This window comes from Asticcacaulis sp. P4_H10 (assembly GCF_056400965.1).
The window spans coordinates 559,303-573,059 of sequence record NZ_JBFUKH010000001.1; the positions used below are offsets into that span (position 1 = coordinate 559,303).

The 13,757-nt window shown below is 63.1% G+C and carries 8 protein-coding genes; 4 read left to right on the plus strand and 4 right to left on the minus strand.

Annotation, left to right across the window (positions count from 1 at the left end; all coding sequences use genetic code 11):
• Positions 1-7: 7 nt before the first annotated feature.
• From AC1DON_RS02550 to AC1DON_RS02560, 3 genes are all read left to right on the plus strand, one after another.
• The gene (locus AC1DON_RS02550; protein ID WP_476933153.1) at positions 8-3,043 is read left to right on the plus strand and encodes a glycosyl hydrolase family 28-related protein; all 3,036 of its coding nucleotides are present in this window, start codon (positions 8-10) and stop codon (positions 3,041-3,043) included.
• Positions 3,043-4,383, plus strand: a complete 1,341-nt coding sequence (locus tag AC1DON_RS02555) for a gluconate:H+ symporter (RefSeq protein WP_476933154.1) — start codon at positions 3,043-3,045, stop codon at positions 4,381-4,383. The genes AC1DON_RS02550 and AC1DON_RS02555 overlap by 1 nt, the downstream gene beginning before the upstream one ends.
• Before the next feature lie 197 nt (positions 4,384-4,580).
• On the plus strand, positions 4,581-7,265 hold the full coding sequence (locus AC1DON_RS02560) for a glycosyl hydrolase (protein WP_476933155.1): 2,685 nt from the start codon (positions 4,581-4,583) through the stop codon (positions 7,263-7,265).
• Here AC1DON_RS02560 and aceB read toward each other — a convergent pair.
• From aceB to aceA, 3 genes are all read right to left on the minus strand, one after another.
• Positions 7,247-8,809, minus strand: coding sequence for a malate synthase A (gene aceB / locus AC1DON_RS02565; RefSeq protein ID WP_476933156.1), 1,563 nt, complete (start codon positions 8,807-8,809; stop codon positions 7,247-7,249). The genes AC1DON_RS02560 and aceB overlap by 19 nt on opposite strands.
• Positions 8,810-9,020: 211 nt before the next feature.
• Complete coding sequence (locus tag AC1DON_RS02570; RefSeq protein ID WP_476933157.1) at positions 9,021-9,230, minus strand: hypothetical protein; 210 nt, start codon at positions 9,228-9,230, stop codon at positions 9,021-9,023.
• Between the two features lie 11 nt (positions 9,231-9,241).
• On the minus strand, positions 9,242-10,522 hold the full coding sequence (gene aceA, locus AC1DON_RS02575; RefSeq protein ID WP_476933158.1) for an isocitrate lyase: 1,281 nt from the start codon (positions 10,520-10,522) through the stop codon (positions 9,242-9,244).
• Between the two features lie 351 nt (positions 10,523-10,873).
• On the opposite strand from aceA, the gene AC1DON_RS02580 reads away from it, so the two are divergent.
• Positions 10,874-12,286 (plus strand): helix-turn-helix domain-containing protein, encoded by a 1,413-nt coding sequence (locus AC1DON_RS02580; RefSeq protein ID WP_476933159.1) that lies wholly within the window; start codon positions 10,874-10,876, stop codon positions 12,284-12,286.
• On the opposite strand, the gene AC1DON_RS02585 is transcribed toward AC1DON_RS02580, so the two are convergent.
• The gene (locus AC1DON_RS02585) at positions 12,283-13,665 is read right to left on the minus strand and encodes an aminotransferase-like domain-containing protein (protein ID WP_476933160.1); all 1,383 of its coding nucleotides are present in this window, start codon (positions 13,663-13,665) and stop codon (positions 12,283-12,285) included. The two genes, AC1DON_RS02580 and AC1DON_RS02585, sit on opposite strands and share 4 nt — an antisense overlap.
• Between the last annotated feature and the right edge of the window lie 92 nt (positions 13,666-13,757).

The following is a 13,757-nucleotide window of genomic DNA, read 5'->3' on the forward strand; positions in this document are numbered from 1 at the left end:
TATCCCGATGGCCCGGAAAACCCTGATGATGGTCGCCTGCCTGGCGGCCCTGGCGTTTGGCGCACCCGCAAGCTGGGCCGGGGAGGGACGAGGCTCCGTCTTCCTGACCGCCCCCAGCGATGCCAAGGCCATTACGGTAAAAGGTGTGGGCGACGGCAAGGCCGACGACACCGCCGCGATCCAGGCCGCCATCGACACCGCGGCGAAATCTGGCGCCGGCGGCATTGTCTGGCTGCCGGCCGGACGCTATCGCATCACGAAGAGCATCCTTATTCCTCCGGCCGTACGCCTGTTCGGCGTCGGCGCCACGCGTCCTGTCCTGCTCCTGGCCGATCGCACGCCGGGTTTCGATGAGGGCGTGGCGACCATGGTCATCTTCACCGGCGCCGATCCGTTCGGCCCAAGCCCGGTGCCCGTGCCGGTCCCGTCCGCCCGGCCGGTTACCGCGAATGTTCGCGACGCCAATTCCGGAACCTTCTATTCGGCCCTCTCCAATGTCGATTTCGAGATGGGCAAGGGCAATCCCGCCGCGGCCGGGGTGCGCATGCGCATCGCCCAGCACGCTTTCCTGAGCCATATCGACTTCCGGCTCGGCTCGGGCTTCGCCGGCATCTATCAGGCCGGCAATGTCGCCGAGGATTTGCATTTCCATGGCGGCCGCTATGGAATCGTAACCGAAAAGACTTCACCGGCCTGGCAGTTCACGCTGATCGATTCGACGTTCGAAGGTCAGCGCGAGGCGGCGATCCGCGAGCACGAGGTCGACCTGACCCTGATCAATGTCAGGATTTCCGACACGCCGACAGGCATTGATATCGACCATGGCTATAGTGACAGCCTGTGGGGCAAGCACGTCCGGTTCGAGCGCGTGTCGAAGGCCGCCGTGGTCATCAGCAATGAGAAAAGCCCGTTTACCCAGATCGGTTTCGATAATGCCGTGGCCACGGGTACGCCGGTATTCGCCCTCTTTCGCGACTCCGGCCGGACGCTGAAAGGCCCGGCCGCGAACTATCGTGTCAGCGCCTTTAACTACGGCCTGAAGATCGATGGCGTAGGCCAGATCGGACAGTTCGCGACCAACTTCCAGGCCGAGCCCCTGAAGCAATTTCCCGCCTGGAGCGGGCCGGTTCTCCCGGCCCTGCCGCCGGTCGCCGAATGGGTCGATGTCCGCACGCAGGGTGTGGTCGGTGACGGCATCGCCGACGACACCGCGGCCCTGCAGAAAGTCATCGACACGCACCGGGTCGTCTATCTGCCGACCGGACACTACCTGGTCAGTGACACATTGCGTCTGCGCAGCGACACCGTCCTGATCGGTCTGCACCCCAGCGTGACCCAGATCACCCTCGCGGAAGAGACCCCCGCCTATCAGGGCGTCGGCAGCGCCAAGGCCCTGATCGAAAGCGCAAAGGGCGGCGAGGCCATCGTCTTTGGTGTCGGACTGTTCACCGGCGGTATCAATCCCCGGGCGACGGCGCTGCTGTGGAAGGCCGGCGAACGGTCGTTGGTCGAGGATGTGCGCATTCACGGCGGCCACGGCACGCTTAAGCCAGACGGCAAGCGTGTCGATTTTTCTGATCCGAAATTTCGCATGGACGGTCAGCACCCCGGCATCTGGGTGACGGACGGCGGTGGTGGCTACTTTGTCGCCAACTGGACGCCCAATACCATGTCCGACTCTGGGTTCTACGTCAGCAACACCAAGACCCCCGGCCACGTCTATGAGCTGTCGGCCGAGCACCACAACCGCCATGAGATCGTGCTGGATGGCGTCGAAAACTGGGAATTCCTGGCGCCTCAGACCGAACAGGAGGTCATCGACGGCCTGGAATCGATGTCGCTTGAGGTGCGCAATTCCAAAAACATCCTGTTTGCCAACTATCACGCCTATCGCGTCACGCGCAGCCTGAAGCCGGCGACGACGGCCGTCAAACTCTTCAATGTCGACAATATCCGCTTCCGCAACATGTCAAGCAATTCCGAAAGCGGCTTTGCCACATGCGATGCCAATGGTTGCGGCACCTACCTGCGCGCCAGCAAGTTCCCGTTCGAAAACGCCATCACCGACATGACGCACAAGCTTGAGGTCCGCGAGCGCCAGTTCGCGGTTCTGGACGTGAACGCCACGCCGCCGGCGGTACCGGCAACACCTGTGCCGGCCGGCCTGGAAGCCGCCAAGATCGAAAAGCGCGAAGACGGCTTCTATTCGCTCGGTGGCGGCGCTGTCGACGCCAAGGGTAATCTCTACTTCGTCGATCACCATTTTCACCGCATCTACCGCTGGTCTGAAATGCGCGGCCTGGAAGTCGTCAGCGATGAGCCGCTCGATCCTGTCAACCTGGCCGTCGACAAGTCTGGACACCTGATGGTCCTGTCATCGGACGGCCCGGACGCCTCGGTCTACAGTTTCGACCCGTGGACGCCGACCGCGCCGGTTACCCGCATTGCGCCGACACCCGCCGTCGCGCGCCCGGAAGCCGTGGTCGCCTTGCCTGGCAATCTCTGGAACAACGGCGAATTCCGTGATCAGCTCGACCCCAAGACCTATGTCTTCACGACGCTTGCCGAGATGTTTGCCCGCGACGTGGCCATTCCTAAAGCCCAGGAATATGTCTCGCCGGACGGCAGCCTGGTCCTGCCCGCCTTTCGCGTCTACAAGCAGGGGCCGACAAACTTCCGTGGCTACCGGTTCTCCGACACGCTCGACACCTATGGCTTCGTCATGGCCAGGGCCGGTGATCGGGTGACGGTCAGCAATGGCTCCGAAGCGCGCATCTATAGCGGCCAGGTCGGTCCCGGTGGCAGCCTCACCGATCTGAAGGCCCTGACCGACCGCGGCGGCGAGAGCGTTGCCGTCGATGCCAAGGGGCGCATGTTCGTCGCCAATGGCCAGATCTTCGTCTACGACGCCGACGGCAAGGCACTTGGCCGGATCGACACACCGGAGCGGCCGCTACAGCTCATCTTTGGCGGCGCCGACCGCCAGACGCTGTTCATCCTGACGCATCACACTCTCTACAGCCTGAGCGTAAAGGGCTTCTGATGCTGGCCATGTCTGCAGAAACGACCGCCCTGGCCATCGTGCTTGTCGCGGTCCTGTCCCTGATTGTCATGATCGCCTGGGCAAAGGTCCAGCCGCTGCTAGCCTTTGTTATGGCGTCGATTTTTGCTGCCCTGCTGCTGCAGATGCCGCTCGACACCATAGCCAAGTCGATCGAGACCGGCATTGGCAATATGATCGGATCGCTGGCGGTCCTTTTGGCCCTGGGCGCCATTTTCGGCAAGATCATTGCGGACAGCGGGGCGGCCAAGACAATCTCGCTGGTGCTGATCAAGGCGTTCGGTGACAAGCGCATCGCCCTGGCTCTGTGCCTGACCGGCTTCATCGTCGGCATCCCGCTGTTCTACAATGTCGGCTTCGTCCTGCTGGTCCCGCTGATCTTTTCGGTGGCGCGGCAGTCGGGCAAGCCAATCGTCTATCTGGCGCTGCCCGTCATGGCAGGACTGTCGATCGCACATGGCTTCCTGCCGCCGCATCCTTCGCCCGCCGCCATCGTGCCGATGTTCGGCGCCGATATGGGGCTGACCCTGATCTATGGGTTGATCGTCGGCATTCCAACCGCCTTGATCGCCGGCCCTGTCTTTGCCCTGAGCGCCAAACACATTACGGCCAATCCGCCCAAGCTGTTTGTGACCGAGGAGATCGCAGACGATCAACTGCCATCGGCGGCCAACAGCTTCCTGACAGCCCTCCTGCCTGTCATCCTCCTGACCGCCTTCACTCTGTTCGGCTATTATGACGGCCTGGATAGCCAGGCCAGGGCACTGATTGCCTTTTTGGGCCATCCAATGATCGTCATGCTGGTCTCCGTTGTGGTCGCGGTCGTGACGCTTGGCCTCGGCCGGCGCGTACCGCTTGGCGACCTGATGAGCAGTTCAGGAACCGCCCTGCGCGAGATCGCTCCCATCCTGCTGATCATCGCCGGGGCAGGGGCGCTAAAGCAGATATTTGTCGATGGCGGTGTCAACGACCAGCTTGGCGTCATGCTCAAGAGCCTGCCCGTGCCGCCGCTGGTCCTGGGCTGGCTGATCGCTGGCGTCATCCGCCTGGCTTTGGGTTCGGCGACCGTAGCCGGCCTGACCGCTGCGGGATTGGTCGCCCCGCTTGTCAAGGCCAGCGGTGTCGATCCCAATCTGATGGTCCTCGCCATCGGCGCCGGCAGTCTGATGTTCAGCCACGTCAACGATTCCGGCTTCTGGATGTTCAAGGAGTATTTCGGGCTGTCGGTAAAGGATACGCTCAGGTCCTGGACCCTGATGGAGGGGCTGGTGGGTATATTCGGGCTGGTCTTTACGCTCCTTCTCAGCCAGGTCGTTGCATAGGCCCCAGGCCAATAACGAAGCGATCTGCACGCGGCCACGATGTTCCAGCGATAAGAGTCGAATTGATCGAAACTGTTTGATTATGCTCGGGCGGCGCACTACCCTGCCGGTCAAAGTCCCCGCCCGGCCCGTCGGCTTGATGATAGCTGTCGATGCCTGCGGGGTATCGGCGATTGGCTCTGTCGTGGGATGCCGGCATGCAGAAACGGGATCGAATGGCTAAGGGCATGGGACGCCGCGCCTTCCTGACGCTGACGGCGGGAATGGGGGCGATGCTGGCGGTGACGCCGCGCGTTCAGGCCGCGGGCAAGTCTTCCCTGCGATCCGGGTTCGTGGCGCCGCCGGCCGAGACGCGGCCCATGGTGCGTTGGTGGTGGTTCGGCGGCGCCGTTGAGCCTGACGAGATCGTTCGCGAAATCAAGGCCATGAAGGCCGGCGGTTTCGGCGGCTTCGAAATCCAGCCCGTCTATCCGCTGGCGCTCGATGACCCCGAGCGCGGAATCCGCAATAAGCCCTACCTGTCAGGGGACTTCCTCGAAGCCGTTACCGTGGCGGCCAAGACCGGTCGCGCGGAAGGCCTCAGGGTCGATATGACGCTCGGCTCGGGTTGGCCGTTCGGGGGGGCGCACATCACGGCTGACAAGGCAGCGGCGAAGCTGATAAAGCAGGAGATGCCCGTTGCGTCCGGCGCATCATCTATAAACCTGCCGGAATTGCCTGAGGCCAACCGCTATCTGGCGGCCTTTGTCGGTAGCGATCTTGTGGCCATCGGTGCCGATCGTGCGGTTGCTTTTCCGCCGTCCGATGCCGCTCGCACGCTTTATCTCGTCATCCAGAGCCGAACGGGCCAACAGGTCAAGCGGCCGACGCTTGGTTCGGAAGGGTTCGTGCTTGACCACATGAACCCGGCGGCGGTGCGCACGCATCTCGATAGCGTCGGCGAACCGTTGCTCAAGGCCTTCGGCGCTGACCGGCCATATGCGATCTTCAGCGACAGCCTCGAGGTCTACGGCGCCAACTGGACCGACGACCTGTTGGCCGAATTTAGCCGGCGGCGGGGGTATGATCTGACGCCCCGGCTCTTAAGCCTGTTTGGCGATGCGCCCGAAATGGCAGGCGTGCGTTACGACTGGGGCCTGACCCTGTCGGAACTGGTCGATGAGCGCTATCTGACACCGGTGCGCGACTGGGCCAGGACGCATGGCACGCTGTTCCGCTCGCAGACCTATGGCGTGCCGGCCGTCACCCTGTCATCCAATGCCCTGGTCGACCTGGCCGAAGGCGAGGGCGCGGAATGGCGCGGCTTTTCGTCGTCGCGCTGGGCCAGCTCGGCCAACCATATCTACGACCGGCTGGTTACCTCGGCCGAAAGCTGGACGTGGCTGCATAAGGGGGCGTTTCGCGCCACACCGCTGGATATCAAGGCCGAGGCTGATGTCCTGCTCTTGTCTGGCATCAACCAGTTCATCGCCCACGGCTGGCCCTACACGCCGCCGAAGGTGCCGGAACCGGGCTGGGCGCTCTATGCCGCCGCCGTCTTTAATAACCACAATCCGTGGTGGCCGGTGATGGGCGACGTTAATCTCTATCTCCAGCGCATGAGTTGGCTGCTGCGGCAGGGCAAAAACATCGCCGACATCGCCATCTACCTGCCGACCGAAGACGCCATGGCGTCATTTCGGCCGGGTGTCGATGCGACGATCAACGGCCAGATGCGCAAGCGTATCCCCGAGGAGCTGACGGCCGCTTTGCTCGACGCCGGTTATAATTTCGACTTTATCGACGGCGACGCGATACTGGCCAAGGGGATCGACTATCGTGTCCTGATCCTGCCGAATGTCGCGCGCATTTCACCCGACGCCTATGAGCGCATCCAGGCTTACGTGCGCGAGGGCGGGGCGGTCATCGCGCTGGGTGCGCCGCCGGTACTGGCGCCGGGCTTCCTGACAGCCAAAAGCGGCAATCCGCGCGTGGCGGCGGTCTCGAGCGCGTTGTTCGGCGGCGGCCAGGCCAGGGCCGTGACGACCGATGAGGCGGGCCTGAGGGACGCGCTGCAACGGCTGTCGCCGCCGGATATCGACGGCATTGTCAGTGGGCTTGGCTTTGTCCATCGCAAGCTTCCGGAAGGCGAGGTCTATTTCGTCGCCAATACGACCAATCAGCCGGTAACGGCGACGCTGCGTTTCCGAGCAGGGGGTGCCGGATGCGCGTGGAGCCCGGTATCAGCCGAAAGTTCTGCTTACCGCCTGGATGATGCCGTCCATTTGGCGCCATACGAGTCGTGTGTCTTCATCTTTGGCAAGGGGCCGGTATCGGATTCGGCCAAATCTTTCCGTACAGTGCCTTTATCCGGTGGCTGGACGCGTAAGGTCGGCGGGAATGCCGCGCAACCCGTCGAGACCTTCGCCTCCTGGGCAGATAATGCGACGACGCAATTCTTTTCAGGCGGCGCGACCTATGCCCGCCAGGTCGACGTGACGGCTGCTGAGCTGTCTGGCGGCTCTGTACGTCTCAACCTCGGCGAAGGCACGCCGTCCGCTGGCAGTGAACGCAAAGGCCCCGGAATGCAGGCCGATCTCGACGCGCCGGTCCGTGATGCCGCCGAAGTTTTTGTCAACGGTCGCCGCGCCGGCGCCATCTGGTGTGCGCCGTTCGAACTTGAGATCGCAAGTCTCCTGAAGCCCGGGCGCAACACGCTCGAGATCCGCGTCTACAATACGGCCATCAACCTTCTGGCCGGCCGTTCGCTCACCGACTACAGCGCGCTGAATGCGCAGTTCGGTGAGCGGTTCAAGCCGCAGAACATGGATAACCTCAAGCCTTTGCCATCAGGCCTGCTGAAAGTCCCGGAACTGCGTATTCGTCAGTCGAGCACTTCGTAGGCCGGCACTGTCAGGAAGTCGCGGCACGCCGGGCCGGTCGCCAGCTCGGTGAACAGCTGGCGCGCCGTGGCGAATTCCCCGCCGAAGAAGGGCGCCATCTCTTCTTCGATAAGCATCCGGACCAGGCCTTCCGTCACCACTTGCCCGCTTTCGAGCGTGGCGCCATGGCGGATCCATTGCCACACCTGGGTGCGCGAAATCTCGGCGGTGGCCGCGTCCTCCATCAGGTTGTAGAGCGGCACAGCGCCGCGCCCGCGCAGCCAGGCTTCGATATACTGTATGCCGACGCGGATATTTTCGCGCAGGCCTTGTTCGGTGCGTGCGCCTGCGTGAACCTTGAGCAGGTCGAGCGGCCGCGTATGCACTTCGGTGCGCAGCCGGTGCAGATTGTTCTGTGTCGGCATCAGGCGGTCGAACACCTCCATGGCGACCGGCACCAGGTCGGGATGCGCGACCCATGTGCCGTCGTGGCCGTCACCGGCTTCGCGCTCCTTGTCGGCGCGGACGCGGGCAAAGGCTGAGGCGTTGGCTTCGGCGTCATTCTTGACCGGGATCTGCGCCGCCATGCCGCCCATGGCAAAGGCGCCACGCCGGTGGCAGGTCTTGATCAGCGCCAGCGAATAGGCGCGCAGGAAGGCGTCGCCCATGACCATCTTCGAGCGATCCGGCGTGACGAAGGTCGGATTTTCGGCAAAGGTCTTGATGAAGCTGAAGATGTAGTCCCAGCGCCCGCAGTTGAGCCCGGCGATGTGGTCGCGCAGCTCGTACAGAATCTCGTCCATCTCGAACGCCGCCGGTAAGGTCTCGATCAGGACGGTCGCCTTGACCGTGCCTTGGGGCAGGCCGAGATAGCCCTGCGCAAAGACGATGACTTCGTTCCACAGTCGGGCTTCGAGGTGGCTCTCCAGCTTGGGCAGGTAGAAGTAGGGGCCTGAGCCCTGCGCGATCGCTGCCTTGGCGCAGTGGAACATGTAGAGCCCGAAGTCGAACAGGGCGCCCGACATGGGCTGGCCCCGGACCTGCGCATGGCGCTCATCGAGCCGCCAGCCGCGTGGCCGGATTTTCAGCACGGCCGGCGTGTCGGACAAGCGATAGGCCTTGCCGGTCGCCGGATCGTCGTAGCTGAGAGCGCCCGCCCATCGGTCTTTCAGATTGATCTGGCCGTCGATGCAGTTGCCAAAGGTCGGGGAATTGGCGTCCTCGAAATCGGCCATGAAGACGCGGGCGCCCGAATTGAGCGCATTAATGATCATCTTGCGATCGACCGGGCCTGTGATTTCAACGCGACGATCCTGAAGGTCGGCGGGGATCGGCGCGACGGTCCAGTCGCTGTCGCGCACCTCGGCAGTTTCGGGCAGGAAGTCCGGCAAAGCGCCAGCATCGAATTGCGCCTGGCGTATCCGCCGTGCGCTCAGGCGTTCCTGGCGCCTTGGCTCGAAACGCGTGTGCAGTTCCGCCAGGAAGGTCAGGGCTTCAGGGGTAAGGATTTCCGTCATGCGGCCGGTGACGGGAGCGGTAATCTCAACGGTCGGGGAAGCGGTCATGGTCTGGTCCAAAGGCATCGGACGGATCCTCTAACATAAGAAAAAATGAAACGCGCCCTTCCCGTCTGGTGAGGGGGACGGGAAGGGCGCTTCGGCAAGGGCGGCCTTAGTCTTGTTCGTTATGGGCCGCCCCTGAACCTTGTTTGGAGCGATATTTACCGAAAACCGCTGCACACTTTTGGCTACGCCGAACTCTGTTTCGGATATTGCTCTATTCGTAACCGTGCGCAGCTTCGTTGATGGTCAGCGAGGGCATGCGGGCGAAGTCGACCGAGACGGTTTGCGGTACGCGCGACTGGAAGGTCTTGATGACGTGCTCCATGCGGCGCGTGACTTCGCGGGTGGTCTCGGCAGCGGGGTCGAGTTTCAGCGGGGCCAGGCAGAAGTCGATAATGGCCTGGGGGCGAGAAATAGGGTCCATGGTCTTTCTCCTTATTCAGCCGCGAACTGGGCGGTTTCGGTGGATTCTTTCATGGCGGTGGTCGATGACCGGCCGCTGGTGATCGTCTCGGCGACGCGGTCGAAATAACCGGTGCCGACTTCGCGCTGGTGGCGGGTGGCGGTATAGCCGCGCGCCTCATTGTCGAACTCGCGCTGTTGAAGCTCGGAATAGGCGGCCATGCCGTGGTCGCGGTAGCCGTCGGCCAGCTCGAACATCGAATTGTTCAGGGCATGGAAGCCGGCCAGGGTGACGAACTGGTACTTGTAGCCCATGGCGCCCAGCTCGCGCTGGAAGCGCGCGATGGTGACGTCGTCGAGCTTGGCCTTCCAGTTGAACGACGGCGAGCAGTTATAGGCCAGAAGCTTGCCGGGATGGACCTTGTGCACGGCCTCGGCGAAGCGGCGCGCGTCGTCGAGGTCGGGGTGCGAGGTTTCCCACCACAGCAGGTCGGCATATTTCGCGTAGGCCAGGCCGCGCGCGATACAGTGATCGAGGCCGGTACCGGGCTTCAGGCGGAAAAAGCCTTCGACCGTGCGGTTGTCGCGCTCGATAAACGGATGGTCGCGCTCATCGACATCGCTGGTGATCAACTGCGCCGACTCGGCGTCCGTGCGGGCGACCGTCAGGGTCGGCACGCCCATGACATCGGCGGCGAGGCGCGCAGCGGTCAGGTTGCGCTCATGCGCCTGGGTCGGGATCAGCACCTTGCCACCCAGGTGGCCGCACTTCTTTTCCGAGGCCAGCTGGTCTTCGAAATGGACGCCGGCGGCACCGGCCTCGATAAAGGCCTTCATGATCTCGAAGCTGTTGAGCGGGCCGCCAAAGCCGGCTTCAGCGTCGGCGACGATCGGGGCGAACCAGTCGCGTTTGGCGCCGCCTTCGGAGTGTTCGATCTGGTCGGCGCGTTGCAGAGTGCGGTTGATGCGGCGGCACAGTTCCGGTGCGGCATTGGCCGGATAAAGCGACTGGTCCGGGTACATGCTGGACGCCGTGTTGCTGTCGGCCGCGACCTGCCAGCCGCTGAGATAGATGGCTTTCAGGCCGGCGCGGACCATCTGCATGGCCTGGTTGCCGGTCATGGCGCCCAGCGAGTTAATGAAGGGCTCGGTGTGCAGCAGGTCCCACAGGCGGATGGCGCCGCGCTCGGCCAGGGTGTGATTGATCGGGAAGGAGCCGCGCAGGCGCAGGACGTCCTCGGGGCTGTAGGGGCGCGTAATGCCGTCGAAACGGCCATCGGGAGCGGTGGGGACAAGGTCTTGGAAGGTGGTCATGGGCGGGGGCTCTTGGCGGGGGCGTGAGGGGAGGAGGTGGGGGCGTTTGGCGTGTTGCGAACGGGGATGGCCTGCATCCGCGCGGTCATGAGGCGGCCAGGCAGAAACAGGCCTGAGGAGGCAGCGTACAGCGACGGCACATCCCAAAAGTCGAACAGTGAAGTGAATGTCGGTGATTTAGTCATAATCTGTCTCCTTTCTTAACGGGCCGCGTCCTGCAGCCGTCAGACAGATTTAGCGCCTGATACTGACGAAAATATATAGATAGGGCCGTAGAAACCGGGTCATTTGGAAAAGAGTGACAATTGCATATTTGTAAATTTATGACAAAATGCGCAACGGAGGTGCCGCATGGCCAATGTCGAGCGCAAACTGTATCTGGGCGGGCGGTTGAAGCGCCTGCGCTATGATCTCAACCTGTCGCAGACCAAGATGGCCGAGGACCTCGGCGTCTCCGCGTCCTATCTCAACCATCTGGAGCGCAACCAGCGGCCCGTAACGGCGCAGGTGCTGTTGAAGCTTGCCTCCGCCTACGATCTCGACCTGCGCACCTTTACCGATGAGTCCGAACCTGCGGGTGAGGCCGACCTAGTCGAAATCTTCGCCGATCCGATGTTCAAGGACCTTAAGCTGCCGCGCCGGGAGATTTCTGATCTGGTCGCATCTTCGCCTGTCGCTGCCGAAGCGGTGACGCGGCTTTATCGCGCCTATACTGAACGCAAGAAACGCGACGCCATCGAAGCGCGTCCGCCCGAAGACGATCTCGACCAGTCGCCGGCGGACTGGGTGCGCGACCAGATCCAGGCGCACCACAACTTCTTCCCGGAGCTGGATGAACTCGGCGAAAAGCTGTTCGAGGCTCTGGGCGGCGATCCGCATACGTTGGAACAGGCCGCAACGCGACGTCTGGAAACGCAATACGGCATAAGCATACGACTGATGCCGGCGCAGGTCATGATGATGTATCAGCGGCGCTACGATCCGCACCGGCGCAGGCTGATGATTTCCGAGACGCTGGGTGCGTCATCACGGCGCTTTGCCGTGCTCTATCAACTGGCGTGGTCGGAGCACGTCGCCGACATCAAGGCGATTGCTGAGCGCGTAAGGGCGCCCGACCTGGCTTCGGAGCGGCTCTACAAGATCGCCCTGATCAACTATCTGGCGGCAGCGACCCTGATGCCCTACGCCCGGTTCGTGGAGACGGCCGAGCAGAACGCCTACGACATGGAGCTTTTGCGCGCGCCCTATCGCGTCTCTTACGAGCAGGCGGCGCAGCGGCTGACCACCCTGTCGCGGCCGGGCAGCCGCGGCGTGCCGTTCTTTTTGATGCGCATCGACAGCGCCGGGAATGTGTCGAAGCGCTTCTCGGCCGGAAATTTCCCGTTTTCCCGATATGGCGGCGCGTGTCCGCGCTGGAACATCCATCAGGCCTTCCAATCTCCGGGACGCATTATGCCGCAAGTGATTGAGACCCCGGGCGGGCAAAGATATTTCACGTTTTCCAGAACTCTGGATCGTGGTCTGCGGCCCTATGCCGATGGCGCGTGGTCGGAACAGGCCGTGGGGCTGGGGTGCGAACTAAAGCACGCAGGGCGGCTGATCTATGCGCGCGGCCTGGACCTCGCCAATCCCAATGCGGTCGAGACCGGGCCGATGTGCCGGCTGTGCGAGCGCCCCAATTGCCGGGAACGCGCCGCACCGCCGGCTGTCAAGGCGCTCCAGGTCGACGAATGGATCAAGGGGATAACGGCGTTTCCGTTCTAGCGTCGGGCCGTAAGCTCTCTTTTCAGGAAGGCATAGAGTCGCTCGTCCTGCGACTGCGCGATATTGAAGCGCAGGAATCGCGGCGCGTTCTGGCTGACGGAAAAGGCGTTGCCGGGCGCCAGCACGATGCGTTCGGTCAGCGCCTTTTGCGCCAGATGCGAAGCGTCCATGCCTTCCGGCAGTTCGCACCACAGGAACATGCCCGCCTGCGGCCGAAACCAGACCTTGACGCCGAGCGTCTCCAGCCGCTCGGCCGTCTGGCCGCGCACGACCGCGAGCTTTTGCCGCACGGTGTCGAGGTGACGGCGGAAATGGCCGTCGCTCAGGACCTGGCAGACCAGTTCGGCGGCAAAGGTCTGGGTTGAGAAGAGGGTGGCGATCTTGAGGTCGGTCAGGGGTTCGATCCAGTCGGCGCGGGCGGCGATATAGCCAAGGCGGATCGAGGCCGAAAGTGCCTTGGAGAAGCCGCCGACATAGACGACGCGCTCAAAGCCGTCGAAGGCCGACAGGCGCGCGCCGGACTCAAGTTCGAAATCACTGTAGATATCGTCTTCGATAATGGTCAGGTCATGCGCCTCGGCCAGGCGCAGCAGGCGGTGGGCATTGAGCGGCGACAGGGTGGCGCCGGTCGGATTGTGCATGGCGGTGTTGGTCAGGTAGAGGCGCGGAAGGTGCGTCTCCAGCGCCGTCGTCAGCGCGGCCATGTCCGGCCCGGTCGGCGTGTAGGGGACGCCGATAACCCTGACGTGGTGGGCGCGCAGCTTGGCCAGGAAGTTGAAATAGCAGGGGTCGTCGACCAGCACTGTGTCGCCGGGCTTGAGTAAAAAACGGCATAGAAGCTCGATCGCCTGGGTGGCGGAATCCATCAGGATGATCTGCGCAGGCGAGGCTTCGATATCGCGCTCGATCAGCCGCCGCGAGAGCAATTGACGCAGGCGGGAATGCCCTGACGGCGTCGAATAGTCGAACAGGTCGGCATTCGGGTTGCGTGCCAATGACCTCAAGGCGCGGCGGATTTCGTCGTCGGGCATCCACGACGGCGGCAGCCAGCCGCAGCCGGGTTTGAGATAGTCGCGCGTCTCCAGCGACTGACGGGACACCCACAAAGGATCGACGGCGCGGTCGAGGCTGGGTCCGATCTCGGCCAGCGACAGGGGAGCATGGGCCGAGGAGACGAAATAACCCGAACCGCGTCTGGACGTAATGACGCCTTCGGCGGTCAGCCGGTCGTAGGCTTCGACGACGGTCGATTTCGACACGTCCTGCGCCTCGGCGGTGGCGCGGATCGACGGCAGGCGTGCCCCGGCCGACAATTGCCGGCGCGCAATCTGGTCACGGATGCGCGCCATGATCTGCTGGGTCAGGGTTTGATCGGGCATGTGAGTGTTCAACTGTTCTGCCTTTTGTACCGGTACAGTTCAATATGATTTTACTGGAATGTATCTGTCGATGCCAGAGGCTTCCTGCGATT